Source organism: Microbacterium sp. (assembly GCF_040394595.1).
GTDB lineage: Bacteria > Actinomycetota > Actinomycetes > Actinomycetales > Microbacteriaceae > Microbacterium.
Genome location: NZ_JBEBSA010000002.1, coordinates 22861 through 48896, shown reverse-complemented (window position 1 = coordinate 48896; position 26036 = coordinate 22861). Strand labels below are relative to the sequence as shown.

Here is a 26036-nt window from a genome sequence, read left to right as displayed (position 1 = left end):
GCGGTCAGGCTCGCAGCTCGAACGTCGTCGCGCCGACCTTGATCGGCGTGCCGATGGCGATGGTCGCAGGGCTGCCCGTGAGGCGCTTTCCGTTCAGATAGGTGCCGTTGGTGGAGTCGAGGTCCTGGATCGTCCAGGTGCCGGCGCGCGGCATCAGGCGGGCGTGATGGCTGGACGTGTAGTCGTCGCGGATCACCAGGCCCGACTCACTGGAGCGGCCGATCGTGATGGGCTCGGTGCCGAGCGGGATCTCGAGCCCGGTCTTGGGCCCGGAGGTGATGACGATGCGGGTGGGGGTCGATCCGCCTGCGGATCCGCTTCCGCTCGACGCCGCGGGGCGTGCCGGTGCCGGTGCGGCGGGGGCGGCGGCTGCCGCGGCCTCTCCGGCGGGCATCTTCCGCACGCGCACGCCGAACAGGTCGGCGCGCAGGGAGTACACGACGCCGAAGACGAAGAACCACAGCAGCACCAGGAATCCGATGCGCATGAGCAGCAGGACGAGTTCGCTCACCGGGAGCCTCCCTGCGGGACGACGCGGAACACGAGCTCGGTGCGCCCGATCGTGAAGGCCGATCCGGTGGTCAGCGGCACCTCGCGGATGCGCTGCCCGTCGACCTTCGTGCCGTTGGTGGAGCCGAGGTCGCGGAGCAGGGCGCGTTCGCCGTCCCAGAGGATCTCGGCGTGACGGCGGCTGGAGCCCGCGTCAGCGATCGTGAGGTCGGCATCGCTGCCGCGGCCGATGACGGTGCGCGCGCCGGAGAGGATGTGGCGGCGCCCGTCGACCTCGACGACGCCCTGCCAGGAGACGGTGCCCTGCACGCTGCCCGAGCTGACCCGCACGGTGCCGGTGGCCACCTTCTCGTCGACCTCCACGTGGATGGACAGCGGGCCGGCGAAGCTGTAGCCCTGCGCGGTGGCGTGGGAGGAGAGGAGCGAGTGCAGCTCGTCGGTGAGAGCGGGGCCCAGCCCCCGCATCCGCTCGGCGTCGTCGGCGCTGAGGCGTACGAGGTAGTCGTTGGGCGCGATGATGCGGTCGCGCGTGACGACCGCCGCCTTGGTGTCGGCCTCGCGGCGGAGCGCCGAGGCGATCTCCACCGGCTGGATGCCGCTGCGGAAGGTCTTCGCGAACGCGCCGTTCACGGCGCGCTCGAGACCCTTCTCGAAGCTGTCAAGTAGTCCCACGGGGCTCCTCTGGCATGGCGGACCGGTACGCACATCGTAGCCAGCCCAACTGAATGAACGCCCTTCTGAGCCCCTGGACGTGTCTTCTGGCGGCATCTGCCGTGCTATCCTCGGGAAGTTGGGTTCTTCGGATCCCGGCATGCGCGAGTGGCGGAATAGGTAGACGCGCTGGCTTCAGGTGCCAGTGCCTGCAAGGGCGTGGGGGTTCAAGTCCCCCCTCGCGCACAGAACGACGAAGGCCCCGGATCGGAAGATTCGGGGCCTTCGTCGTTTCGCGTTCCGGGTACGGATGCCGGGAGGATGGCACGGATGCCTGGGGCCCGCCGGGTTTGGCCAGTCGGGTGTTCCGGTCTCCCGGTATCCGTGACGATCCGCCTCCGCAGTAAGGTCCTCGGTAGAGGGTGCCCACGTTGTCGTGGTGTACACATTCCGCTGACGGAGTGGTTGAAATGGTCGAGATGGGATGCGCCATGAGCGTGCCGGTGGAGTTTCCGTATATGCGCGAAGAGGTATTTCGAGCTATTAGGGGGTTGAGTGACCGTGGTTACCAAGATCGCGTGTGGGGGCGTCACAAGCCCGGAAGTCACTTTTTCTCTGACCTGAATCTGAATATCCATATCCTCTTCGACGACATGCGAGTTTTCCCTGACCCGGAACCGGAGGTCGGTGCGTTCATATACGCGGATGAGGTTGCTGCTTTCCGGGAGGTCGGTCCTTTCTATGACGCGTTGATTGACGCGCTCGGGGATCAATCTCAGGAGGTGTATCTGAGGGATCCTCGGTGGGGGAACATTGTTCAGCGGGCTAAGTCCACGATGTGGAGCATGCTGGGGAACGAGGCGGCGCGGAGGGAAGTTGATCTCGGTGAGGAGTCGCGCGTCGAGTACGAGCTCTTTTCGTTCGATGGTGTGCCGGTCGAGGAAGGGCAGCGGTGTCGGATTGTCGGAACGCAGAGGTTCGACACCGGTTTGGAGGGGTTGGAAGTGAGTTTCTCGCCGACCTTGTCCGTCGATGCGCCAGAGGGCGCCTCTCACTTCGAGTCTGCGTTCCTCGTGTTCGCGGAAGGGGAGAAGCCGGTCGAGGCTCACATTCCGGGGCGACGGTTCGGATTCTTCGTTGCACCTCGGGATGCGGAATCTGCGCCCACGGACGTCCTGCGCGCAAGCGAGGTTCGCCCGCTCGGGTGGGGCGAGCTCAGACCCCTGACGAATGTGGGCGCCTAGAGTGTGGGGGCGCGCGAGGATCCGGCCGATCACTTCGCAGAGCAGTAGGAAATGAAGTTCTTGCGTACGGAAGCAAAGACGACGGGCGGCAAGAAAGATCGCGATGTCGTCATCGTGGTGACTCGCGACGATCTTGTGTTGCTCTCGAACGCGGTTAGTGAAGCACTGGAGGCGCTCGAGGAGTGGGAGTTCAGCATCAGGGTCGGAGCTTCGACTGCCGAAGCTCGGGCGATGAAGGCTGCACTCAAGGATCTGTTGGACAAGACTCGCCGGCGCGCGTAGCGGGCCGCCCGTAGCCGTCGTGCGGCCTGGAGCAGCAGGGTCTGGCCGCCGCGGTGTCCCGGCATCCGTGACGCGCGCGACCCGGTCCGATCCTCCTCAGCTCCGGTGCACGTCGACGGGGACGATCATCGGGGTGCCGGCCACCGGGTCGGGCACGACGATGGCCTCCAGGTCGAAGACCTCGCGCAGCAGCTCGACGGTGACGACCTCCGACGGAGACCCCTCGGCGACGATCCGTCCACCGCGCATCGCGACCAGACGGTCGGCGTAGCGGGTGGCGAGGTTCAGCTCGTGCATCACGACGACGACCTGCGTGCCGCGCTCGCGGGAGAGCCGGACGAGCAGCTGCAGCAGCTCGACCTGATGGGCGAGGTCGAGGTAGGTGGTGGGCTCGTCGAGCAGCAGGATGTCCGGCTCCTGGGCGAGCGCCATGGCGACCCACGCCCGCTGACGCTGACCGCCGGAGAGCTCGTCGATCGAGCGGTCGGCGAACTCGGCCATCCCGGTCACCTGCAGCGCGTCGGCGACGACCTCGTCGTCGCGGTGGTCGCGGCCGCCGAGCCAGCCCCGGTGCGGCGTGCGTCCGCGGTCCACGAGGTCGGCCACGCTGATCCCGTCGGGCGCGACCGGCGCTTGCGGGAGCAGGCCGACGATCCGCGCGACCTCCTTCGTCGGCAGCGACGCGATCGACGCGCCGTCGAGCAGCACCGATCCGGCGCGCGGCCGCAGGAGACGCGCGAGCGCCCGCAGCAGGGTCGACTTGCCGCAGCCGTTGCCGCCGACGATCATCGTGATCCCCTCCGGGGGGAGCGAGAGGTCGAGCCCTTCGAGGATCGGCTCGCGGTCGTAGCCGACGGTCAGCGCCCGCGCCTCGAGCGAATGCGCTCCGGTGTGCTCGGTCATGCGCGCGTGCGTCCTCTCATCAGCAGCCACAGCAGGAAAGGCGCTCCGATCGCGCCGGTGACCACGCCGACGGGCAGCGTGATCGGGAAGAGATGCTGCCCCACGGCATCGCCGGCCAGCACGATGATCGCGCCGACGAGGGCTGAGGCGAGCGGCAACGCCGCGTCGCGCCGCAGCAGCCGCATCGCGATCGGCCCGGCCAGGAAGGCGACGAACGAGATCGGCCCGGTGAGCGAGGTCGCCACCGCGATCAGCAGCACGGCGCACAGGATCAGCAGGACGCGGGACCGCTGCGGACGGTCGCCGAGCGCGGTCGCCGAGTCGTCGCCGAGGCGCAGCACCGGCAGCCGGGTGCCGGCGAGCAGGGCGACGGCGATCAGCAGCAGGAGAGCCGGCGCGGTCGGACCGAGCTGATCCCAGAGGCTGCGGCTGAGGGATCCCGCCATCCACACCGTGGCCTGCTCCGCCGCCTTGACGTCGGCACGGGTGAGCACATAGCTGATCACCGCCTGCAGCGCCGCGGCGACGGCGATCCCGACCAGCACGAACCGCAGGCCGGACAGCCCGCGCCGGTAGGCGAGCACCCAGATGAGCAGAGCGGTGAGCAGCCCGCCCCCGATCGCGGACGCCGACACGACGAGCCCGGACGCCCCGAAGAACGCGATCGCGGTGATCGCCGCCGCGCTCGAGCCCGCGCTGATCCCGATCACATCGGGGCTCGCGAGCACGTTGCGCAGCAGCGTCTGGAACAGGGCGCCGCCCAGACCGAAGGCGGCCCCGGCGAGCAGAGCGCCGATGGCCCGGGGGAGTCTCAGCTCCACGACGGCGAAGCTCACGCCGGGCACGGTCTCGCCCGAGAGCGCGCGCAGCACGTCGGGGAGGGCGATGGTCTTGGATCCGAACACGAGGCCGACGGCGAACAGCACGACCACGACCGCCCCGAGCAGGCCGAGCGTCACGCCGTCGCGCAGGATCAGGCGGCGCCGCGCCGTACGCAGCCGCGCCGGCGCATCCGTCGCGACGCCGATCACAGTCCCACCGTCTTCCGCCGGCGCAGCAGCACGATGAACACCGGTGCACCGACCACTCCGGTGACGATGCCGACCTCGAGCACCCCGGGGCGCGCGAGGATCCGCCCGATCACATCGCAGAGCAGCAGGAACGATGCACCAGCGGCCGCGGACAGCGGCACGATCCAGCGGTAGTCGGCGCCCACGAGGAAGCGCACCGCGTGCGGCACCGCGAGCCCGACGAAGCCGATGGGCCCCGCCAGCGCGGTCGCCGTGCCGCACAGCAGCACGACCGCGAGCACGGACGCGGCGCGGGAGACTCCGACCCGCACGCCGAGTCCGCGGGCGACGTCGTCTCCGAGCGCGAGCGCGTTCAGTCGTCCCGAACAGGCGATCGCCAGTATCGCTCCGAGGGCGAGGAATCCGCCGAGCTGCCCGAGGGAGGAGAACGTGGCGGAGGTGAGGGAGCCGAGCTGCCAGAACCGGTAGCTGTCGAGCGTGGACTCGTCGACGATGAGGATGCCCGTGATGACCGCGGTCGCGATCGCCGCGACCGCCGCACCCGACAGTGCGAGGGTGATCGGTGTGGCGCCGCCGGGGCTCGCGGCCGCCGCGCCGTAGCCGAGCACCACCGCGACGGCTGCCCCGGCCAGCGCGCACCACACGATCGCGAGCGGCGCCTGCCAGCCGAACAGCGACATTCCGAGCACGACGAACAGCGAGGCGCCGGCGTTCACGCCGAGCAGGCCGGGATCGGCCAGGGGGTTGCGGGCCATGCCCTGCATGAGGGTGCCGCCCATGCCGAGAGCGGCACCGACGACGATCCCGGTGATGGTGGTCGGCACCCGGGAGAGCACGGCGGCCTGATCGGTCGAGCCGTCGGGGTGGAGGAAGGCCTCCCACACCGCGTCGAGGGGCACGATCCGCGCGCCGAGGGCCAGGGACAGTGCGGCCGCGACGACGACCGCCGCCGCGCAGACGACGATCGCCCACCCCGGGTTCCGGCGCGCACGGCGGCGCGCTGCGGAACCCGGGGCGGGCGGGATCGACGCGGGGGCGAGGCTCATCAGGCCTTGGCGGCGGCCTCGCCGAGCGACTTCGCGTAGGTGGGCAGCGCCCACGGGATCGATAGCACGGTGGGCGCCGAGATCGCCATCAGCAGCGCCTCGTCGTCGATGAGCACGACGGCACCGGACTTCACTGCCGGGATCCGGCTGAGCAGCGGGTCCTTCTGCAGGGTGGACAGGTCGCCGCCCTGCACGTAGATCACCACGACGTCGGCATCGAGCTTGTCCGCCTGCTCCGCGGAGATCGAGGCGACGAAGCCCTTCTCCCCCTTGGCGAGATCCTTCACCGACTGCGGCGTCGCGAAGCCCAGGTCGTTCAGGTACTGCACGCGGGTGTCCTGCGGCGTGTAGAACTGCACCTTGCCGAGATCCTTGGCGTCGATCCACATGACCATTCCGGTCTTGCCGGCGGCGGCGGGATACTTCGCCATCTCGGTGGCGATGTCCTTCTCGGTGTCGCTGATGAGCTTCTTCGCCTCGGTCGCCTTGCCCAGCGCCTCGCCGACCATCGTGGTCGAGTCACGCCAGGAGGTGCCCCAGGGCGCGCCGGGGTAGGCGACCGTCGGCGCGATCCGGGAGAGCGTGTCGTACTCCTGCTGGGTCAGCCCCGAGTTGGTGCCGAGGATCAGGTCGGGCGAGACGTCGTCGATCTTCTCGTAGGGGATTCCGTCGGTCTCGTCGTGCAGCGGAGGGAGCTTCGCCTTCGCCGCGAGGATCGCGTCGTGGGTCCAGGTGAGGTAGCCGTCGCCGTCGGTGTCGCCGAAGGCGGACGTCGGGATCGTCACCGGGATCGTGCCCAGCGCGATCGCCGCGTCGAAGCTGCCCCAGCCGACGGTGGCGACCCGCTCCGGCGCGGAGGGGATCTCCGTCTTCCCGTAGACGTGCTCGACGGTCACGGGGAACGCCCCGTCGCCGGAGCCGGATGCGGGGGTGGATGCGGGGCCGGAGGCCGTGGAGCAGGCCGAGAGCGCCAGGATGCCGGCGGTCAGGAGGCTGAGCACGGCGGCGCCGCGTCGCAGACGGAGGGAGGACATGGGTCTCCTCGGGTCGGAGATAGGGGTACGTAGGTAAGCCTAACCTAGCTCGCGGTGCCCGCCGAGTCCGCTTCGATCGTCACTGCCGCGCGGCCCACTGCCTCCACGTGTCCTCGGCTCCCTGTCGTTGTCCACGGGACGCGTTCGGTAACCGATTTCCTTTCCGCGCGCGGGACCCGTGGACGCGGAGGGGCAACCTGGTTAGTGTGAGAGATGCATGCACAAGGGTTGATCGTCATCGCGGCACCCCAGGCCGCCCCTTCGGCATCCCCAGAGCCGGACGATCCGTGGATGCGACTGGGCCCTCTCGAGTAGTTCAGTCCCCAATGGACTATTCGAGGGGGCCGCTCTCGTACATCATGACACCGATTTGAAGTTTTGTCCCCCTTTTGGGGGACAAAACCAGAATCTTGGAGTAGTGTGATCTCTGACGCACCCTCCGGTCGTCTTAGGCCCTCATCGCTCCCCCCGCGGTGAGGGCCATCAACGTCTTACGGTCGGTCGGTGCCTGCCGCCCGTCGTGCAACATTTGGGTTACCATCCGGTCCCGACCTCTTGCGTGTCGGCCCGCTCCTATAGCGTTAGGGTCAGTCGGTGCATCCAGCGTCGGCATAGCACCCCAGCAGAACGGCAGTACATGAGTACCCAGGGCACGGTCAAGTGGTTCAACTCGGAGAAGGGCTTCGGCTTCATCTCCCCCGACGAGGGCGGCGCCGACGTCTTCGCGCACTACTCGGCGATCCAGTCTTCCGGCTACCGCAGCCTGGAAGAGAATCAGCGCGTCGAGTTCGAGGTCGCACAGGGCCCCAAGGGCCTGCAGGCCGAGAACATCCGCCCGCTCTGATTCAGCTGACCGGGTCTGAGGCCCGGTCGGTCACCAGCAGCGGAAGCAGGGCTTCGGCCGAGCCGGCGCGGTACTCCGCAGGAGCGCCCTCCGCCGGCTCGCCGAAGCCCCACTCCGCGAAGATCACGGGGATGCCGTATTCCGCGGCTCCTTCGATGTCGTGCACCCGGTCGCCGATCAGCACCGGTCGGGTCACGTCGGCGCCCCGCGCCGCAAGCTCCTCCAGAGCGCGCCCGATGGCGGACGCCTTGTCCTCTGCGCCCGGCTGAGCGCCGACGATCGCCGTGAACAGGCCGCTCAGGCCGTAGTGGTCGAGGATCGCGACGACCTGGTTCTCGGGCTTCGAGCTCGCCGTCGCCTGCGGGATGCCCGCGGCGGCCACGGCACGCAGCACCTCGGTCACGCCCGGGTAGATCCGCACGGAAGCGGCGTACCCGTCGCGCGCGGCCAGCCGCCGATAGCGCTCGACCGCGTCTGCGGCCCGGTCCGCGTCCATGCCGTACCGCTGGAACGACTCGTACATGGGCGGCCCGATCCAGTGCGACAGCTCCTCGGCGGGCGGCGGGGTCATGCCGTACGAGCCGAACACCTCGATCAGCCGCGGGAGGATGCCCGCCGAGGCGTCCGCGATGGTCCCGTCGACGTCCCAGAGGATGCAGCTGTACATGCCCTCCAGCCTATGGCGGGCGCCGGGGTCAGCCGGCCTTCACCTGCTCCTTCTCCTTGCCGGGGGTCCAGCCGAACCAGCCGTCCGGGGTCTTCATGACCGTCCACTCCCCGCACGAGAGCACGCGGTCGGCGCGATAGGGGTCGGGCAGGTCGTCGAAGGTGTACGACGGGGCGGACACACGGTCCACCTCGGTGCACAGCGCGGGATCGAGAGCGGTCTTGGTGAGGACGGCGATCGACGCGTCTTCCGCCCCCGACATGTTCGACTGCATGGCGCGGATGCCGCCGCTGTCGGCGGGCACCCAGGTCGCGGGCGTGCCCGTCCACTGCGTGGCGAGCGCCGTGGCGTCGTCGAAGTCCATGGTCGTGCGCTTGTAGAGCATGGCTTCGACGGTGCCGCAGCCGGTGAGCGCGGTCGCGCCGACGAGGGCGATGGCGGACAGGGCGAGGATGCGCGATGTCTTCATGCCCCCAGTCTCACGTCGCCGCCCGGGCACCGCGTCGGCCGCGAGAGGTATCCGCGCTGCATCGCGAGGATGATCCGTCACACGGTGCGACCCGCCCGCCGGCGATGGTTGGATGTCGGGAGCGAAGGGAGCCGGATGGACGAGCGCGCCGACATCATGACCGACCCGCGGCAGCGGGAGTCGCTGGAGGGGCAGCAGTACGTCGTGCTCCGCCCGGGTGGCGGTGTCGCGGCCGCCTACGCCGACGTCCAGCGCACGCTGCTGGGCCTCGCCCCGGAGGGGACGAAGCATCCGAACGTCGGCCACGTCACCCTCCGCGGTTTCTTCGAGCCCGATCGCGTGCCGCAGCTGCGCGATGAGGTCCGCTCCTGGGCGACCGCGCAGCAGCCGATCCCCGTCGCCGTCGACGCGCTCGACGTGTTCCCGGCGCCGTTCCGGATCCCCATCCTGCGGATCGCACGCCATCCGGCGCTGGTCGGCGCCTACGCCGGCCTCACCGCGACGCTCGACCGCACCGACTTCCGGCGGATCGGCGAGCTGAGCCCGGCGGACTGGACCTTCCACATGTCGGTCCTCTACGGGAAGGAGCTCTCGGACTCGGACTGGGCCGTCGTCGAGTCGGGTCTCGAGGGCCTTGCCGTGGGCTCCCCCGCCGTCGTCGTCCCCGAGATCGAGTTCGTCTGGTACGACGGGGGCGAGCACCGCGAGGCGATGCCGCTCAGCCGGGGAGCCGCCGGCCGCGCGCCCTCATGAGCCGTCCGATCTCCTGAGCGGCGTCGCGCACCAGCTCGGCGTAGGCGGACTTCGTCTCCTCGGTGACCCGCGACATGGGCGCCGAGATGCTGATCGCGGCGACGGGCTGTCCTTCGTCGGCGATGATCACCGAGGCGATCGCGAAGACGCCGTCGCGCCAGCGCGAGGTGGTCGAGTAGCCGTGACGGCGAACCAGCTGCAGCTCGGCCTCGAGTTCGTCGACGGTCACGCCGACCTCCTCGAGCGCGGCCATGTTGTGCTCGATCAGCCGGCGGCGCCGGTCGTTCGAGAGGTGCGCGAGGATCGACTTCCCGGTGGCGGTGAGGAAGATCGAGGCCGCGCCGCCGAGCGGCTCGACGTACCGCACCGGGTGCGGGCTCTCCAGGCGCTCGACGAGGATGACCGAGGCCTCGCGGGGCACGGCGAGGTGGATGGTCTCCTGCGTCACCTGCCGCAGGCGCTCCATCTGCTCGAGCGCGAGGGAGCCCACCCCGAACTGCTCGGCGAACCCCCGGCCGAGCAGGGCGGTGCGCACCGCGACCACCCAGAGCGGACGCGAGGGGTCCTGGCGGGTGATCCACCGCCCCTCGGCCAGCGTGTCGAGGGCCCTCTGCACCGAGCTCTTGGGCTCTCCGAGGTGCCGGGCGATCTCGCTCACCCCCACCGGCTGCAGATCGGCGATGCTCTCCAGAACCTCCAGCGCACGATCGACGCTTCGCATTGACGGACCCTCCTCGGTCGGCTATACATGTCTCGCCATGCGGATAGGCGTTCCGCCCCACGGAACAAATCTCTCTACACCACTTTAGTCGAGTCCCGACTCGCAGCTGAACGAAGGAGTTTGGTATGAAGGCGTCAACACCCCCCTCCCGGGCCGGCGCGACCCGCGTCGCCCTGGGCCTCCTGATCGCGGGAACCCTCGCGCTCACCGCCTGCTCCGGGCCCGCCGAGGGCACCGGCGGAACCGGCGACGCCCCGGTGAAGGGAGGCACGCTGCGCGTCGCCGGCGGGTCGGACATCGGAGGCTTCGACCCGATCGTCACCCGCTCCACCGGCATGTTCACCCACCGGGCGCTGACGCGTCAGCTCTACCTGCTGCCGACCTCCGACGACAAGGCCGTCGCGCAGAAGCCCATCGCGGACCTCGCGAAGGACCTCCCCGAGGTGAGCGACGACGGCACCGAGTACCGGCTCACGCTGCGCGACGGCGCCCAGTGGGACACCGAGCCCGCTCGCGGCATCACGGCGGCGGATGCGGCCCGCGGGTTCAAGCGGCTCTGCAACCCGGTGCGGCCCGGCGGGTCGCTCGACAACTACATCGGCGTCATCAAGGGCATGGCCGAGTACTGCGACGCCTTCGCGAAGGTCGCCCCCGAGGCCGCCGCGATCAAGCAGTTCGTCGAGGGCAATGAGATCAGCGGCGTCGTCGCCGACGGCCAGGACCTCGTGATCACCCTCGACCGGCCGTCGAACGACTTCGGCTACGTGCTCACCCAGGTCGCGGTCGCCCCGATGCCGGTCGAGGCGCTGGAGTACCTGCCCGACTCCCCCGAGTTCCGCGAGAACTACGTGGCGTCCGGTCCGTACCGCATCGCGTCGTACGTGCCCGACCAGAAGATGACGCTCGAGCGCAACCCGGCGTGGGTCGCGAAGAGCGACCCCTACCGCAAGGCCTATGTGGACGGCATCGAGATCTCGATGAACAACACCGATCCCGGCCGCGTCCAGCGTCTGATCGAGAGCGGCGAGGCCGACTCCTACTTCGACCAGTCGGTGCCGACGGCGGACCTGCAGCGGCTGATGGCCGTGAAGGACCCCCAGCTCGTGCAGTTCGAGGACGGCGCGATCAACCCGTTCCTCATGCTCAACGTGAAGTCGCCGAACAACGGTGGCGCGCTCGCCAAGCTCGAGGTGCGCCAGGCGATCAACTACGCCGTCAACAAGGCCGCCGTCGCCCAGGTGGGCGGAGGCCCCGGCGTCAAGGAGCCGCACCATCAGCTGCTCAGCGCGGCCGTCGACGGCTTCGAACCGTTCAACCTCTACAAGACCGAAGGCGACGAGGGCGATCCCGCCAAGGCGAAGGAGCTGCTGGCCGCCGCCGGATACCCGGACGGCATCGACCTGAACTTCGTCTACGCATCGGGTTCGCGGTACGACGCCTACGCCCAGGCGCTCGAACCCGACCTGCGTGCGGCGGGCATCCGGCTGAACCTCATGCCGACCCCGGGCGCGAACGTCGACGGTCAGTTCGTGCTCAATCGCGACGCGATCGCCAAGGGCAGCTGGGACGTCACGCTCAAGGCGATCTCGCCGAAGTGGATCGGCAACGGCGCACGCACGATGCTCATGCCCGGCTTCTACGGGGTGGACTGCGAGAACAGCACCACCAACCCCACCTGCTACTCCGACCCCGAGATCAACGCGCTCATGGAGAAGGCGACGGCCGAGCAGGACGCGAAGAAGGCTGCGGCCCTGTGGGCCGAGGTGGACCGCGCCCTGATGGAGGACGCCGCCGCCGTGCCGCTCATCTCCGGCAAGATCAGCCTCTACCACAGCGCCCGGCTGCGCGGCGGGGCGATCAACATCGGCTTCAACAACATCGAGCCCGGTCTCGTCTGGCTCGAGAAGTGACGACCGCCGCCCCCCGAAAGGAACGCCCATGAAGTACACCGCGCTGCCCAACTCCGGCCTGGAGGTGCCCGCGCTCTCGCTCGGCTCGTACGAGACCTACTCCCGCCTGGAGTACCGCGAGATCGTCGACATCGTCAGCACCGCGCTCGAAGCGGGGATCACCCTGTTCGACGTCGCCCACTACACGCGGGCTCCCCACACCGAGGTGATCCTCTCCCGCGCCCTGGAGGATGCCGGCGCGCCGGACACCACCCGGGTGATGACCAAGGTGTGGAAGGGGGACGACCCCGACGCGGACGTGGTCTCCGAGCTGAAGGAGACGCTGTTCCGGCTGCGTCGCGACGACGTCGACATCGTGCTGCTCTACGGTCCGCGCTGGGGGGTCGACGATCCGATCCGGCATGCCGAGGATGCGCGGCGCCTGGTCGACGCCGGGCTCAGCAAGAGCTGGGGCGGGATCAACTGGAGCCCGCAGCACATCGGTTCCGTCGTCGACGCCTTCCGCGCCGACGCGGCGCCGCTGCCCGTGCTGATGCAGCTGAAGTACAACATCGCCCGCCGTGCGGTCGCGGAGAGCCCCGAGTATCGCCGGGTGTTCGCCGAGTCGGGCATGAAGGTGCAGGCGTCCGACTCGCTCGAAGGCGGCGTGCTGGCCGGGAAGGACCCCGCGGGCGCCGGAACGACCGGTCGCGTGCTGGGCCGCGACCCTGGCCGCATCCGTGACGAGATCGTCGCGGCGATGCCCGGGATCCGCGCGATCGCCGACGGCTTCGGCGTGACCACCGCCGAGCTCGCCCTCGCCTACGCGCTCGCCTATGAGCACACCGCGACGGTGCTGTTCGGCGCCTCCTCGGTCGCCCAGCTGCGGACAAACCTCGGCGCGGTCGACCTCGCCACGCGCCACGGCGCCGAGCTGAGGGAGAAGCTGACCGAAGCGGTCGCGATCGAGGGTCACACGCTCGACGTCCCCCCGGGATCGATCGTGCGTCCCGAAGAGAACCCCTACCGAGACCGATGACGAAGGTCGACGACAGCGGACGGGGCGGGTCGGTCGGCCCGCCCCGCACCGAGGTGATCGGGCGCCCGAAGGACAGCACCTCGCGCGCCGTGCTGCGCCGGCTGCTCCGCGACCGGACGAGCGTCGTGGCCCTCAGCGTCATCGCCGTGCTCGCCGTCGTCGCCGTGCTCGCCCCCGTGCTCGTGGAGTTGCTGGGCCGATCCGCGCTGCAACCCGATCGCAAGAACGGCCTCACCCCGGCCGGGGTGCCGGTCGGCCCGGGGGCGGAGTTCTGGCTCGGCACCGACTTCGTGGGGAGGGACATCTTCTCCCGCATCCTGCTGGGCACCTCCAACACCTTCCTGATCGCGATCGTGAGCGCGCTCGCCGCGATCGTGATCGGCACGGCGATCGGCACGATCGCGGGCCTCTACGGCGGGGTGGTCGACGTCGCCCTCTCGGCGGTGATCGACTTCGTCGTCGCGCTCCCCTTCCTGGTGATCGCGATGGCGGTCGTCGTCATCCACGGCGCGAGCGTCGGCGTGCTGATGCTCACCATCGCGTTCTTCAGCTGGAGCACGGTCGCGAGGATGGTGCGCTCACTCGTGCTGACGATCCGCGAGCTCGACTACGTCAAGGCGGCCACGACGCTCGGCGCGAGCGACTGGCGCATCGTCACCCGCCACATCCTGCCGAACATCGCCGGACCGGTGCTCACCTACGGCAGCCTCCTCATCCCCCAGATCATCGTCATGGAGGCATCGCTGTCGTTCCTCGGACTCGGCGTCCCGCCGCCCGCGCCGACCTGGGGCGGGATGATCGCCGAGAACCAGGGCAACTACGCCATCGCCTGGTGGTCGATCCTCTTCCCCGGCGTGGCGCTGCTGCTCTCCACCCTGTCGTTCAACCTGCTCGGCGACGGTCTGCGCGACGCCATGGAGCCGGGCTCACGCCCCCGGCGCCGCCACCGGACCACGAGGAAGGAGGCCCGCTGATGCCGATGTACCTGCTCAAGAGGCTCGGCGCCTCGGTGCTCGTGCTCTTCCTCGTGAGCGTGGCCGTGTTCGCGCTCTTCTTCGCCGGCACCCCGGGAAGCGTCGCCCAGCGATTCGCAGGCGAAGGCGCCGACCAGGCCACCATCGCGCTGGTCGAGCGCACCCTCGGCCTCGACCGCCCGCTGCCGGTGCAGTACCTCGACTGGCTGGGGAAGATCACCCGGCTCGACTTCGGGGTCTCTTTCCGCACCCAGGAGCCGGTGCTCGACGGCATCATCTCGCGGCTGCCGGCGACGGCCTCGCTCGCGATCGGCGCGATCGTCCTCGCGGTCCTCGTCGCCGTGCCCCTCGGCACGCTCGCCGCGACTCGCCCGGGCAGCGCGGTCGACCGCTTCGTCTCGATCCTCGCGCTGAGCGGTCTGTCCGCGCCGACCTTCCTCATCGGCCTCGGCCTCTTCTACGTGCTGTTCTTCCAGCTGAGCAGGGTCGGGGTGACGGCGTTCCCCTCGGGCGGCTACGTCCCGCTCACGGAGAACCCGTGGGAGTGGTTCCGCCACCTCCTGCTGCCGTGGATGACCGTGGCGCTGGTGAACATCGGCGTGTACGCGCGGTTCGTCCGCTCCACCATGATCGACGCGCTCCGCACCGACTACATCTGGTTCGCGCGCGCGAAGGGCATGGGAGAGCGCCGGATCCTCCGGCTGCTCGCCCTCAAACCGTCGCTGGCGCCCCTGGTGACCCTCGTCGGCCTCGACCTCGGCGGTCTCCTCGGCGGGACCATCATCACCGAGCGGATCTGGGGCATCTCCGGGATCGGCTCCTTCGCGGTGAACGGCGTGATGAGCGGAGACCTGCCCGTGGTGATGGGCACGGTGATCTTCGCCGCGGTCTTCATCATCCTCATGAATCTGATCGTCGACGTCGTCTACGCGTTGATCGATCCTCGGGTGCGGCTGCGATGAGCGCCGCACGGAAGGGAACAACTGCCATGACGGACGCCTGCATCGGGCTGATCGTGCCGCCGCGTGCCGGAGAGGTCCCGCGCGATGCCGCGGAGGTGTACCCGGACGTCGACTTCCTCGCCGAGGGCCTCGGACTGCAGGAGATGTCGGTGGCCGGATACGACTCGGTGATCTCGGCCGTGCAGGGCGCCTCCGAGCGGCTGCGCGATCGCGGCGCGGAGGCGGTGGCGCTCATGGGCACGTCGCTGAGCTTCTATCGCGGCAAGGAGTTCAACGACGAGATCCTGCAGACCATCCGCAACGCCACCGGCCTTCCGGCGACGACGATGAGCGCCGCGATCGTCGAGGCACTGCGTGCAGTGGGCGTGACCCGCCCCGCGGTGGCGTCGGCCTACACCGACGCGGTGCACGCCAAGCTGCTGCGCTTCCTCGGCGAGGAGGGCTTCGAGCCGGCGGGCAGCGCGCACCTCTCCATCAGCTCGATCGACGAGGTGCACGAGGTCGACGACGAGACCGTGCACCGCCTGGGGCTGGAGGCCGCCTCCCGCAGCGAAGGCTTCGACGGGGTGCTGATCTCCTGCGGCGGGCTGCGCACGGCTCGGGCGGTGACCGCGCTCGAAGACGCCTACGGGCTCCCCGCGGTGTCGTCCCCGCTGGCCGGGCTCTGGGGCGCCGTGCGGCTCGTCCGTCCCGATCTGGTCGGCACGCACCGGTCGCGCCTGTTCCATCCGGTGCTCGCATGAGCGCCGCACGGGGTCCGGGCTCGGATGATCGCGCACTGACGGTGACAGACCTCACCGTGGAGTTCGAGACCGAGGACCTGGTCGCGAACGCGGTGCAGGACGTGTCGTTCCATGTGGACCGCGGCGAGACGCTCGCGATCGTCGGGGAGTCGGGCAGCGGGAAGAGCGTGACCGCCCGCGCCCTGATGGGCCTTGTCGGGGCACCCGGACGGGTGACCTCGGGCTCGATCCGGCTCGGCGACGAGGAGCTCGTCGGCCGGCCGGCCCGTGAGATGCGCGCGATCCGGGGGTCTCGGATCGCGATGGTCTTCCAGGACTCGCTCTCCGCGCTCAACCCGGTGTTCACCATCGGGCAGCAGCTGGGCGAGACCCTCCGCGTGCACCGCGGTCTGAGCCGCCGGGCCGCGCGGGCGAAGGCGATCGAGCTGCTCGAGCGGGTGCGGATCCCCGATCCGGAACGCCGCGTCGACCAGTACCCGCACGAGTTCTCCGGCGGGATGCGGCAGCGGGCCATGATCGCGATGAGCATCGCGCTCGAGCCCGAGGTGCTCGTCGCCGACGAGCCGACCACGGCCCTCGACGTCACGGTGCAGGCGCAGATCATGGCGCTGCTCGCGGATCTGCAGCGCGAGCGCCGCATGGCGCTGGTGCTCATCACGCATGATCTCGGGGTGGTGGCCCAGCGGGCCGACCGGGTCGCGGTGATGTACGCGGGCCGCATCGTCGAGCAGGGGACGACGCGCGAGCTGTTCCGCGCTCCGGCTCACGGTTACACGCGCGCCCTCCTGGAGGCGATCCCCCGGCCGGACGCCTCCTCGGGGCGGATGGTCGCCATCCCCGGCACGGCGCCCGGTCTCAGCGGCCGGACGACGGGATGCGCCTTCGCACCGCGATGCGCCTTCGCCGTGGACGCCTGCCGCGAGGGCCTCGTCACCACCACGGTGACGGAAGGGCACGTGACCGCGTGCCGGGAATGGGAGAGGGTGGTCGCATGAGCGCCGGATCGGATGTCGTGCTCCGCGCCGAGGGGCTGGTCAAGACCTATCGGTCCGGCCGCCAGACCCTCACCGCCGTCGACGGCGTGGGTCTGGAGCTGCGCGCGGGCGAGACCCTGGGCGTCGTGGGCGAGTCGGGGTGCGGCAAGAGCACGCTCGCCCGGCTGCTCATGGGCATCGAGAAGCCCGATCGGGGCACGGTGGAGATCGACGGGAAGCCGATGCCGTCCGGACGCCGCCGGTTCCTGGAGAGCAGCCGGCACATCCAGATGGTCTTCCAGGACCCGTACACCTCGCTCAATCCGAGGATGACGGTGGGCGACATCGTGCGCGAGCCGTTCGAGATCCACGCGTCGAAGCTGTCCCGCGCGGCGCGGGACGCCCGGGTCGCCGAGCTCTTCGAGCGGGTGGGCCTCTCCCCCGACAACCGCCATCGGTATCCCTCGGAGTTCTCCGGCGGGCAGCGACAGCGCGTCGGGATCGCGAGGGCGCTGGCGCTCGAGCCGCGGGTGATCGTGTGCGACGAGCCGGTCGCGGCCCTCGACGTGTCCGTGCAGGCGCAGGTGGTCAACCTCCTCACCGACCTGTCGTCCGATCTCGGCATCAGCTACGTCTTCATCGCGCACGACCTGTCCGTGATGCGCCAGATCTCCGATCGCATCGCCGTGATGTATCTGGGCAGGATCGTCGAGGAAGGGCCGGTCGACCGCGTCTTCGACGCTCCGGAGCATCCCTACACGCGTGCGCTGATCGACGCGGTGCCCGTCCCCGATCCCGAGCAGAGCGGTTCGGATGCCGGGCTGCTGCAGGGCGATGTGCCCTCGCCGCTGAGGATCCCGAGCGGATGCGCGTTCCGCACGAGGTGCCCGATCGCGCAGGATCGCTGCGCCGCCGACCGCCCGCCCCTCTCCCCGGGCGCGGGAGGCGGGTCCGTCGCCTGCCACTTCCCGCTCGTGGCGGTCTGATCCCCCCGGCCCGGCCCCGCTCCTCCGCGCCCGTTCACGCATCGGCGGGGCGGGCGCCGGGTTGGCGGTTTCTGCGGACGAGATGTCCGAAAACCGCCGGTGCGACGCGCCCTCCTGCTGCAGGATGGGAGCGGAGAGAAGGAGGCGCGATGACCGACACCGCCGGTGCCGTCGCGGAGGCGCGGAGCCGTCCGCGGCAGCGGACGATCCTGGCGCAGTTCGTGCTGCTCGCTCTGATCTGGGGGTCGAGCTTCCTCTTCGTCGCGGTGGGCCTCACCGGCCTCTCCCCCGTGCAGGTCGTGCTCGGACGCCTGGTGTCCGGCGCGATCGCGCTCGCGCTCATCTGCGCGATCGGACGTCGACGGCTCCCCCGCAGCCCCGCGGTCTGGGGGCATCTGTTCGTGGTGGGGCTGCTGCTGTGCGTGTTCCCGTTCCTCCTCTTCGCCTGGGCGCAGCAGGGCATCTCGTCCGGGCTCGCGAGCATCTACAACGCGACGACCCCGCTCATGACCGTGCTCGTCTCCCTGGTCGCCCTGCGGGCCGAGCGCCCGACCAGGGCCGGCATCCTCGGGCTGATCGTGGGCTTCTGCGGAGTGCTGATCGTGCTGGGTCCGTGGAACGGGCTCGGCGGCGGCGACGCCTGGGCCCAGGCCGCGTGCCTGGGCGCGACCGCCTGCTACGGGACGGCGTTCGTCTATCTGCGGCGGTTCGTGGCGCCTCGCGGTCTCGATGCGATCCCCGTCGCCACGGTGCAGGTCGGGCTCGGCGCCGCGGTCATGCTCCTGCTCGCACCGTTCATCGCGATGACACCGGTGCGCGTGTCCCCCGCCGTCGTGCTGGCGATCCTCGCCCTGGGGGCGCTGGGCACCGGCGTCGCCTACGTGTGGAACACCAACATCGTGGCGGCCTGGGGCGCGACGAACGCCTCGACCGTCACGTACCTCACGCCGGTGGTCGGCGTCGCGCTCGGTGTGCTCGTGCTGTCCGAGACGGTGACGTGGAACGAGCCGGTCGGTGCGGTGGTGGTGATCCTCGGGATCGCGGTCGCGCAGGGGCGGCTGCGGCGCCGCCGGAGCTCCTCGCCACAGGCCTGACGCCGGGTACGGGGCCCGGGAGAGGAGGGTCTAGAAGAGGGTGGGGACACCCGATTCGACGCCCTTCATCGCGTCGTAGTCGAGCAGCAGCACCTCGATGCCGCGGTCTCCGGCGAGCGTGCGGGCCTGTGGGGCGATGCTCTGGGCGGCCAGCACGCCGCGGACCGGCGCGAGGTGCGAGTCGCGGTTCAGGAGCTCGAGATATCTCGTGAGCTGCTCCACGGCGTCGATCCCGGCCTTCCGCTTCACCTCGACTGCGATGTGGCGGGCTCCCCCGGTCGCGGACTCGTCGGCGACCTCGATCGCGACGCCGTCGGGATCGCGCACCATGAGGTCGACGGGGCCGATCGCCGTGGGGAACTCGCGGCGCACGAGGGTCGCCCCTTCGGCGACGAGCTCGACCTGCTCGGCGAGCAGGCGCTGCAGGTCGGCCTCGACGCCGTCCTTCTGCAGGCCCGGGTCGATCCCGAGGTCGTGGTTCGAGTCGTGCAGCACCTCGTAGATCTGCACGCGGAGCGCATCGCCGGTCTTCTTGTGGGTGACGCGCCACACCTCGAGGACCCCGGCCGACGCCTCCTCCTCGCCCGGCTCCTCGGAGGCGAGCGTGCAGGGCGGGCTCATCCAGTTGAGCGGCTTGTAGCTGCCGCCGTCCGAGTGCACGAGCAGGCTGCCGTCGCCCTTGTGCACCAGCAGGCGGGTGGCGAGCGGGAGATGGGCGTTGAGGCGGCCGGTGTAGTCCACGGCGCAGCGGGCGATGACGAGACGCACCCGTCGAGCCTACTTCGTCTGGTCCCGTCGCGTCCCGGCTCCCTCCCCCGGCCCCGTCCCTGGACCCGTCCTCGGACCCGTCTATTCGTCGCAAAGTCCCGTTATGCAGTCCGAATAACGGGACTTTGCGACGAATAGACGGTGAAACGCGGAGGGAAGGTGAAACGCGGAGGGAAACGGAGGGCACGGGAGACGGAGGGCGTCAGGGCTTCTCGGACATCTCGTCCTCGCGGAGGGGGCGGGCGGCGCCGGAGAACAGGCCGGAGAAGGCGGCGAGGGCGACGAGGATGAACAGCGTGTTCAGCAGCCCGATGTGGTTGCTGATGAACCCGAGGATCGGCGGGCCCCCGAGGAACGCCACGTACCCGATCGTCGCGGCTGCGCTCACGCGTGCGGCCGCCTTCGCCGGGTCGTCCGCCGCGGCGGACATGCCGAGAGGGAACCCGAGGGACGCCCCGATCCCCCACAGCGCCGCGCCGAGGAACACCAGCGGGAGGCTGGGCGCGAGGATGAACAGCAGGATGCCGCCCGCCGCCGCGACCGCCAGCACGCGGAGCACGACGACGCGGCCGAACCGGTCGACCAGGGGGCCGCCGAACAGGCGCACGACGGTCATCGCGACCGAGAAGACCGCGAGGGCCGCGGCACCGAGCGCGGGATCGGCGTGATGCCCCTCCACGACGCCGAGTGCCAGCCAGTCGTTCGCTCCCCCCTCGGCGAAGGACATGCCGAGCATCACGACGCCCAGCGCATAGGTACGGGGCTCGCGCCAGGCGGAGAGCGCGACGTGCATCCGCTCGCGCCAGGCGGGCTTCTCCGCAGGCTCGGGATCGAGCGCCTCGTCGCGCACCGGCACGTTGAGGAAGCAGACGAGGGCGCCCGCCATGATGATCACGGCGACGACGATCGTGTGGGTCGCGACGTCGAGGCCGAGGTGCACCGCGAGCGCGCCGAGACCGGCTCCGATCACCGTGCCGAAGCTGAAGAAGGCGTGGAACACGGGGAGGATCGTCTTGCCCATGTGCTGTTCGATCGCCGTGGCCTCGACGTTCATCATCACGTCGAGGCTCCCGTTGCCGAAGCCGAACAGCACGAGGCCGATCACGACGACGGGCAGTGAGCCGAACACGTTCGTCCCGAGGCCGATGAGGGCGACGCCGACGCCGAACGAGAGCATCGTCACCAGCATCCCGACACGGGCGCCGGTGCGCGCCATGACCGCCGGGCTGGTGGAGATGCCGATGATCGAGGCGATGCCCATGCTGAGGAGCAGCATCCCGACCTGCGCCTTGTCGATCTCCAGGGCCGACTTGATGTCGGGGACGCGGGAGGCCCACGTCGCGATCGACAGGCCGCTGGCGAGGAAGATGGCGAAGATCGCCGCGCGCCAGCGGACGAACTGCGAGCGGGTCAGGGCTGTGTCCATGGGGAACAGCGTATCGAATCGATTCGATCTCTGGAAACCCGCGAGCTATGCTCGGAGGATGAGCAGTCCTGGGAGGCGACCCACGCTGGCGGACGTCGCTCGCGTGGCGGGAGTGTCGACCTCGACCGCCTCGGTCGTCTTCAGCGGCAAGGTGAGTGTGAGCGAGGACACCCGGCAGCGGGTGCTCGACGCCGCGGCCGAGCTCGACTACGCCGGTCCCGATCCGCGCGCGGCGTCACTGCGGCGGGGGCGCAGCGGCATCGTCGCCGTCGTGCTGGGCGGCGATCTGCGGCACGCCTTCCTCGATCCGGTGACGACGGTGATGATGGACCGCCTGACCGATGCGCTCGCCGAGGTGAGCGCCGGCCTCCTGCTGCTGCGCGACGATCCGACCGGGGACGGCGCCCCGCCGATCGCCGATGCCCCGGTCGACGCGGTCGTGCTCATCGGATGCTCCGGGAGGGCGCGCTCCGCGCTGGAGATCGTGCGGGCGCGCGGACTGCCCGCGGTGGTGATCGAGGGCGATGCGGGGGAGGGCGTCCCGCAGATCACCCTCGACAACCGCGAGGCGAGCGCCACGGTCGCACGCCATGTATTCCGATTGGGGCATAGACATGTCGGGCTGGTGACGCTCGCCCTCGACGGGGCGCGCGAACGCGGTCCGATCACCCCCGAGCGCCTTGAGCGCGCCACCACCGACGTCACCCTGGACCGGCTCGCCGGGATGCGCGAGGTCTACCCCGGCGCCCCCGCGGTCACCGCCGCGGCGAGCCTCATCGACGAAGGCGTGCTCGCGGGGCGCGCACTGCTGTCCGACCCCGCCCGCCGCCCCACCGCCGTGCTCGCGCAGAGCGACCTGCTGGCCGTCGGCGTGATCCGCGCCGCCGAGGAACTGGGCCTGCGGGTGCCGGAGGACGTCAGCGTCGCGGGCTTCGACGGCATCGCGGTGGACGGTCTCGGCGACCACCAGCTCACCACAGTGGTGCAGCCGGCGGGGGAGAAGGGGCGTCTGGCGGGGGAGCAGGTGGCACGGATGCTCGCCGGCGAGCCGGGAGAGACGGTGCATCTGACCTGCCGCTTCCGCGAGGGGTCGACCACCGCCCCGCCCCGTGCCGAGGACCGCCCCGCCCCGCGCTGAGTTGCGGGCGGCGCCGGCTCAGATCCGCGCCAGGAGAGCCTGCTTCGCGTCGTCGGGGAGGAAGCTCGCGCGCACCGAGTTGGCCGCCAGCAGCCGGAGGTCGTCCCGTCCGAGGGCGAAGCACCCGATGAGGGCGTCGAGGTTGTCGTCCAGATAGCCGCCGAAGTAGGCAGGGTCGTCCGAGTTGATCGTCACGAGCAGCCCGGCGTCGAGCGCCCGGCGCAGCGGGAACGCGTCGATGCCCGGGATGCCCTTGAGGCGCACGTTGGACAGCGGGCACATGGTGAGCGGGATCTGCTCGCGCACCAGCCGGTCGACCAGCCCGGCGTCGTCGAGGGCGTGGTTGCCGTGGTCGATCCGCTGCACGCCCAGCACGTCGAGGGCCTCCCGCACGTAGTCCGCGGGACCCTCCTCCCCGGCGTGCGCGACCAGCCGCAGGCCGGCGTCGCGCGCACGGTCGAAGACGGAGCGGAAGAGTGCGGGCGGGTTGCCGCGCTCGGCGGAGTCCAGCCCGAGTCCGATCACCGGATGCCCCGACTCGAGGACGCGATCGAGCGTGCGTTCCGCCTCGGCCGGGGGCTCGTCGCGGAGCACGCAGACGATGATCGAGGCCGTCATCCCCAGCTCGGGGGCGACGACCGCGATGGCGCGCGACAGTCCTGCGAGCACCGTGCCCTCCGTGACGCCGCGCCGGGTGTGGGCCTGCGGGTCGACGAACACCTCGGCGTGCGCGATCCCGGCGGCGTGCGCGCGCCGGAGGTACGCGGCCGCGAGCTCGAAGAAGTCGTCCTCGGTGCGCAGCACCGACATGTTGCGGTAGTAGACGTCGAGGAAGGCCTGCAGGTCGCCGAACCGGTAGGCCGAGCGCAGCTCCTCCTCCGAGTCGTACGGCAGGGGGAGGCCCTTCGCCTTCGCGAGCGCGAAGATCGTGGCGGGCTCGAGCGTCCCCTCGATGTGCACGTGCAGTTCGCAGAAGGGGAGTGCGGCGCGCTCTGCGCGGATGCCGGCGACCATCAGCGGCACAGCTCCTCGGTGACGAGGTCGAGGAAGCGCGCGTGGTCGAAGCCGACGGCGATGTCGATCTCGGGCAGGTCGTCCCAGCGGTGGTGCCGACGCCGGTCGACCACCGTCATCCCCCGCGTGAGCCGGCCCTCGGTCTCCACGTCGCAGCGCACCCGTTCCACCGTCACGAGGGTCGGGTCGATCAGCGCGGCGACCGCCGTGCTGTCGATGAGGGAGCAGTAGCTCTGGTATCCGCGACCGTGCACGAAGTCGACGATACGCGCCGCGAGCTGCGCCTCGGCGTTCTGCGATGCGCGCAGCCTTTCCAGGTCCTCGTCGCGGAAGTTGATCGCGGGGTGCGTGGCGACGTCGAGGCCGATCGCCAGCATCCGGAACCCGGCGTTGAACACGATCTTCGCGGCCTCCGGGTCGACGAAGACGTTCCACTCGCTGGTCGGATTGTCGCCGGTCGCCTGGGACCACGCGTAGGGGGTGGCGCCGAACGCACCGCCGATGATGATCAGCTGCTCGACCTTCGCGGGCAGATCGGGATCGATCTCCAGGGCGAGCGCGATGTTGGTCAGGGGGCCGAGAGCGCAGATCGAGATGCCGCCGGGCTCTCCGTGCACCGTGTCGACGATCAGCTGCGCGGCGCTGCGGGGGTCGAGGTCGCGCCGCGAGGCGGGGAGGTGCGACTCGGCCAGGCCGTCGCTGCCGTGGGAGAACGGATCGGACGGGTAGTCGCCTCCGAGGGGGACGAGCGGGCCCTGGGCGACGGGGACGTCGTCCGCGCCGAGCAGGTCGAGCACCCGGAGCGCGTTCGCCGAGGTGCGGTCGCTCGGCAGATTGCCCGTCACGGTCGTGATCGCCTCGATCGAGAGCGCGTCGGACTTGTGGGCGAGGGAGATCGCGAGGGCGTCGTCCATGCCCGGGTCGGTGTCGATCAGAACCTTCATCGGTGTCCTCCATGGTGCGCGTCGGCGTGTATGGGTATTGTAAACATAACAACCATACGATGCGAGGGAGCAGTCATGCCGGTAGCAGTCCTGTCGCACATCGTCGTCGACGAGGTGGCGGATGCCGAGGGGCGTTCGGTGGGGACCTCGATCGGCGGTGCGGGCGCCTACGCCGCGGTCGGCGCCGCGCTCGCCGGCCCCGCGGGCGGCACCGCGCTCGTCTCCGGCGTGGGTCGGGACGACCGCCCGCTGATGACCGCCTGGTGCGCCGCCCGCGGCATCTCGGCGGAAGGGCTCTTCGACGTGGGGGAGCACTCCCCGCGGACCCGGATCCAGTACTTCGCGGACGGCGAGCGGATCGAGACGCCCGTCCACGGGCTCGACCACTTCCACGCGCACACGCCGTTGCCTCGGCACATCCCGCAGGGCGCTGCACCGCTGGAAGGCGTATACCTCTTCCACGACCACGATCCGGCCTACTGGGACGAGGTCTCGGCCTTCCGGCGGTCGTTCTCCGGGCCGCTGCTCTGGGAGATCTCGCTCGACTCCTGCCGGCCCGAGCACCTCGACGCCGTGCGCGGGATCCTCCGGGAGGTCGACGTGCTGTCGATCAACGCGACGGAGGCGCGGATGCTGACCGGCGAGGACGACCTCGCCGCCGCCCTGGACCGGCTCGGCGGGGGAGTGGTGGTGCTCCGCCGCGGGGAGCACGGCTCGCTGCTGAGCGAGGGCGGGCGACGGCACCGGATCGGCACGGCGCCCACGCCCGCCCTCGATCCCACCGGCGGCGGGAACAGCTACTCCGGGGCGTTCCTGGCGGCATACGCCCGCTCCGGGGATCATGTCGCGGCGGCGACCGTCGCCGCGGCCGCCGCGGCCGCCGTGGTCGCGGCGCCCGGCGCCCCCGAGGTCGACGACGCGCTCCGCACGGCCGTGGCCGCGGCGGCGGGACGCGTGCCCATCGTCCGCGGATGACCGCGGTCGCGCACACCTGGAACAGATGGAGGAGCAGATGACGACGACGCCCTGGAACCCGCACCGGCTGTACGACGAGTACCGGTATGCGGAGAACGTGCCGCGGCGGGGCCTGCTGGTCGACGGACGGCCCGCGCTCTCGCAGATCGATCCGCTCCGGGTGGCGCGCTACGTGCTGCTGACCGTCCGGGATCCGCTCTGCGCCTACGACGAGGACCCCGCGACGCAGCTCGCCCGCCGGCTCGACGACGCCGAGAGGATCGGCGCGTCCGGGATGTTCACGACGTGGACGGGCTCCTATCGCGGCGTGCCCGTGACCGTCGTCTCGGGTGGCAGCGGGTCGCCGGAGGCGGAGCTCATCATGCACGAGCTCCTCGAGTTCACCGACGCCGACACGTTCATCCGGGTGGGCGGCTCCGGGGGCTATCACCCGAAGGTCGAGCCCGGAGACGTGGTGATCGCCTCGGGCGTGGTCCGCGACGAGGGGATGACGCAGGCCTACGTGCCCGCGTCGTACCCCGCGGTCGCCTCGCACGACGTGGTCATCGCGATGGCGCGCGCCGCGGGCCGGCTGGGACAGCCCTTCCACATCGGGGTCACCCGGTCGAGCGACAGCGACTTCTGCGGGGTGGGCCGTCCGTCCGTCGGCGGGTACTTCCAGCCGTGGCACGTCGACATCCTCGACACCTGGGCCCGGGCCGGCGTGCTCAACGGCGACCGGGAGTCCGCGGCGATCGTGACGTTGGCCGCGCTGTTCGGCAAGCGCGGCGGATCGGTGTGCTCGGTGGCGGACAACGTCATCGCCGGGAGGTCCTTCGTCGCCGGCGCGGGACACGCCTCGGGGATGGACATCGCGCTGGAGGGACTGGTCGAGCTCGCCGCTCTGGACGCCGCCGCGGACGCCGGTGCGGGGCTCCTGGCGTCGGCGAACCCTTGACACAAAAATATAGTGGTT

At 70.6% G+C, this 26036-nt stretch carries 28 protein-coding genes and 1 tRNA gene; 16 read left to right on the top strand and 13 right to left on the bottom strand.

Annotation, left to right across the window (positions count from 1 at the left end; all coding sequences use genetic code 11):
* Positions 1-4: 4 nt before the first annotated feature.
* Positions 5-511: an FHA domain-containing protein FhaB/FipA gene (locus tag ABWO84_RS02995; protein ID WP_353112394.1), complete on the bottom strand. Its 507-nt coding sequence runs from the start codon at positions 509-511 to the stop codon at positions 5-7.
* On the bottom strand, positions 508-1182 hold the full coding sequence (locus ABWO84_RS02990) for an FHA domain-containing protein (protein ID WP_353112392.1): 675 nt from the start codon (positions 1180-1182) through the stop codon (positions 508-510). The genes ABWO84_RS02995 and ABWO84_RS02990 overlap by 4 nt, the downstream gene beginning before the upstream one ends.
* Positions 1183-1323: 141 nt before the next feature.
* On the opposite strand from ABWO84_RS02990, the gene ABWO84_RS02985 reads away from it, so the two are divergent.
* From ABWO84_RS02985 to ABWO84_RS02975, 3 genes are all read left to right on the top strand, one after another.
* Positions 1324-1407: transfer RNA gene (locus ABWO84_RS02985), tRNA-Leu, on the top strand.
* Between the two features lie 245 nt (positions 1408-1652).
* Positions 1653-2405, top strand: coding sequence for an SCO4402 family protein (locus ABWO84_RS02980; RefSeq protein ID WP_353112390.1), 753 nt, complete (start codon positions 1653-1655; stop codon positions 2403-2405).
* Between the two features lie 51 nt (positions 2406-2456).
* A complete protein-coding gene (locus tag ABWO84_RS02975; protein ID WP_353112388.1) occupies positions 2457-2687 on the top strand; it encodes a hypothetical protein in 231 nt (76 codons plus the stop codon).
* Between the two features lie 96 nt (positions 2688-2783).
* Here the strand turns inward: ABWO84_RS02975 and ABWO84_RS02970 are convergent, their stop codons facing one another.
* The 4 genes from ABWO84_RS02970 to ABWO84_RS02955 are packed head-to-tail and all read right to left on the bottom strand — an operon-like array spanning position 2784 to position 6701.
* Positions 2784-3590, bottom strand: coding sequence for an ABC transporter ATP-binding protein (locus ABWO84_RS02970; RefSeq protein WP_353112386.1), 807 nt, complete (start codon positions 3588-3590; stop codon positions 2784-2786).
* On the bottom strand, positions 3587-4621 hold the full coding sequence (locus ABWO84_RS02965; protein WP_353112384.1) for a FecCD family ABC transporter permease: 1035 nt from the start codon (positions 4619-4621) through the stop codon (positions 3587-3589). Before ABWO84_RS02965 ends, ABWO84_RS02970 begins: the two co-directional genes overlap by 4 nt.
* Positions 4618-5667, bottom strand: a complete 1050-nt coding sequence (locus ABWO84_RS02960) for a FecCD family ABC transporter permease (RefSeq protein ID WP_353112382.1) — start codon at positions 5665-5667, stop codon at positions 4618-4620. The genes ABWO84_RS02965 and ABWO84_RS02960 overlap by 4 nt, the downstream gene beginning before the upstream one ends.
* Positions 5667-6701, bottom strand: a complete 1035-nt coding sequence (locus ABWO84_RS02955) for an iron-siderophore ABC transporter substrate-binding protein (RefSeq protein ID WP_353112380.1) — start codon at positions 6699-6701, stop codon at positions 5667-5669. The genes ABWO84_RS02960 and ABWO84_RS02955 overlap by 1 nt, the downstream gene beginning before the upstream one ends.
* A 637-nt stretch (positions 6702-7338) precedes the next feature.
* On the opposite strand from ABWO84_RS02955, the gene ABWO84_RS02950 reads away from it, so the two are divergent.
* On the top strand, positions 7339-7545 hold the full coding sequence (locus ABWO84_RS02950; protein ID WP_353112378.1) for a cold-shock protein: 207 nt from the start codon (positions 7339-7341) through the stop codon (positions 7543-7545).
* A 1-nt stretch (position 7546) separates the two neighbouring features.
* Here ABWO84_RS02950 and ABWO84_RS02945 read toward each other — a convergent pair whose 3' ends face one another.
* Entirely contained in the window at positions 7547-8212 is a 666-nt protein-coding gene (locus ABWO84_RS02945; RefSeq protein WP_353112376.1) for an HAD hydrolase-like protein, read from the bottom strand.
* A 28-nt stretch (positions 8213-8240) separates the two neighbouring features.
* Complete coding sequence (locus ABWO84_RS02940) at positions 8241-8681, bottom strand: hypothetical protein (RefSeq protein ID WP_353112374.1); 441 nt, start codon at positions 8679-8681, stop codon at positions 8241-8243.
* Between the two features lie 135 nt (positions 8682-8816).
* Between ABWO84_RS02940 and ABWO84_RS02935 the strand changes: the two genes are divergently transcribed.
* The gene (locus tag ABWO84_RS02935; protein ID WP_353112372.1) at positions 8817-9434 is read left to right on the top strand and encodes a 2'-5' RNA ligase family protein; all 618 of its coding nucleotides are present in this window, start codon (positions 8817-8819) and stop codon (positions 9432-9434) included.
* On the opposite strand, the gene ABWO84_RS02930 is transcribed toward ABWO84_RS02935, so the two are convergent.
* On the bottom strand, positions 9400-10155 hold the full coding sequence (locus ABWO84_RS02930; RefSeq protein WP_353112370.1) for an IclR family transcriptional regulator: 756 nt from the start codon (positions 10153-10155) through the stop codon (positions 9400-9402). The genes ABWO84_RS02935 and ABWO84_RS02930 overlap by 35 nt on opposite strands.
* A gap of 125 nt (positions 10156-10280) precedes the next feature.
* On the opposite strand from ABWO84_RS02930, the gene ABWO84_RS02925 reads away from it, so the two are divergent.
* The 8 genes from ABWO84_RS02925 (at position 10281) to ABWO84_RS02890 (ending at position 18816) form a co-directional block, all read left to right on the top strand.
* Entirely contained in the window at positions 10281-12065 is a 1785-nt protein-coding gene (locus ABWO84_RS02925) for an ABC transporter substrate-binding protein (protein WP_353112368.1), read from the top strand.
* 28 nt (positions 12066-12093) lie between these two features.
* The gene (locus ABWO84_RS02920; RefSeq protein ID WP_353112366.1) at positions 12094-13083 is read left to right on the top strand and encodes an aldo/keto reductase; all 990 of its coding nucleotides are present in this window, start codon (positions 12094-12096) and stop codon (positions 13081-13083) included.
* On the top strand, positions 13080-14057 hold the full coding sequence (locus ABWO84_RS02915) for an ABC transporter permease (protein WP_353112364.1): 978 nt from the start codon (positions 13080-13082) through the stop codon (positions 14055-14057). Before ABWO84_RS02920 ends, ABWO84_RS02915 begins: the two co-directional genes overlap by 4 nt.
* The gene (locus ABWO84_RS02910) at positions 14057-15019 is read left to right on the top strand and encodes an ABC transporter permease (protein ID WP_353112362.1); all 963 of its coding nucleotides are present in this window, start codon (positions 14057-14059) and stop codon (positions 15017-15019) included. The genes ABWO84_RS02915 and ABWO84_RS02910 overlap by 1 nt, the downstream gene beginning before the upstream one ends.
* A 26-nt stretch (positions 15020-15045) precedes the next feature.
* Positions 15046-15762, top strand: a complete 717-nt coding sequence (locus ABWO84_RS02905; RefSeq protein ID WP_353112360.1) for an arylmalonate decarboxylase — start codon at positions 15046-15048, stop codon at positions 15760-15762.
* The gene (locus tag ABWO84_RS02900; protein ID WP_353112358.1) at positions 15759-16757 is read left to right on the top strand and encodes an ABC transporter ATP-binding protein; all 999 of its coding nucleotides are present in this window, start codon (positions 15759-15761) and stop codon (positions 16755-16757) included. Before ABWO84_RS02905 ends, ABWO84_RS02900 begins: the two co-directional genes overlap by 4 nt.
* Positions 16754-17722, top strand: coding sequence for an ABC transporter ATP-binding protein (locus ABWO84_RS02895; protein ID WP_353112356.1), 969 nt, complete (start codon positions 16754-16756; stop codon positions 17720-17722). Before ABWO84_RS02900 ends, ABWO84_RS02895 begins: the two co-directional genes overlap by 4 nt.
* A 149-nt stretch (positions 17723-17871) precedes the next feature.
* Positions 17872-18816, top strand: a complete 945-nt coding sequence (locus ABWO84_RS02890) for a DMT family transporter (RefSeq protein ID WP_353112354.1) — start codon at positions 17872-17874, stop codon at positions 18814-18816.
* A gap of 30 nt (positions 18817-18846) precedes the next feature.
* Here the strand turns inward: ABWO84_RS02890 and nucS are convergent, their stop codons facing one another.
* Both nucS and ABWO84_RS02880 read right to left on the bottom strand, forming a co-directional pair.
* Entirely contained in the window at positions 18847-19584 is a 738-nt protein-coding gene (gene nucS, locus ABWO84_RS02885) for an endonuclease NucS (RefSeq protein ID WP_353112352.1), read from the bottom strand.
* Positions 19585-19786: 202 nt separating this feature from the next.
* On the bottom strand, positions 19787-21010 hold the full coding sequence (locus ABWO84_RS02880) for an MFS transporter (RefSeq protein WP_353112350.1): 1224 nt from the start codon (positions 21008-21010) through the stop codon (positions 19787-19789).
* Between the two features lie 58 nt (positions 21011-21068).
* Between ABWO84_RS02880 and ABWO84_RS02875 the strand changes: the two genes are divergently transcribed.
* Positions 21069-22148, top strand: coding sequence for a LacI family DNA-binding transcriptional regulator (locus ABWO84_RS02875; protein WP_353112348.1), 1080 nt, complete (start codon positions 21069-21071; stop codon positions 22146-22148).
* A gap of 18 nt (positions 22149-22166) precedes the next feature.
* On the opposite strand, the gene ABWO84_RS02870 is transcribed toward ABWO84_RS02875, so the two are convergent.
* Both ABWO84_RS02870 and ABWO84_RS02865 read right to left on the bottom strand, forming a co-directional pair.
* Positions 22167-23162, bottom strand: coding sequence for an adenosine deaminase (locus ABWO84_RS02870; RefSeq protein WP_353112346.1), 996 nt, complete (start codon positions 23160-23162; stop codon positions 22167-22169).
* Positions 23162-24106 carry a nucleoside hydrolase gene (locus tag ABWO84_RS02865; RefSeq protein WP_353112344.1) on the bottom strand — a complete coding sequence of 315 codons (945 nt, stop codon included), beginning with the start codon at positions 24104-24106 and terminating at the stop codon, positions 23162-23164. Before ABWO84_RS02865 ends, ABWO84_RS02870 begins: the two co-directional genes overlap by 1 nt.
* Before the next feature lie 75 nt (positions 24107-24181).
* On the opposite strand from ABWO84_RS02865, the gene ABWO84_RS02860 reads away from it, so the two are divergent.
* Complete coding sequence (locus ABWO84_RS02860; protein ID WP_353112342.1) at positions 24182-25081, top strand: carbohydrate kinase family protein; 900 nt, start codon at positions 24182-24184, stop codon at positions 25079-25081.
* 37 nt (positions 25082-25118) lie between these two features.
* Entirely contained in the window at positions 25119-26018 is a 900-nt protein-coding gene (locus ABWO84_RS02855) for a nucleoside phosphorylase (RefSeq protein WP_353112340.1), read from the top strand.
* The last annotated feature ends 18 nt before the right edge of the window (positions 26019-26036 follow it).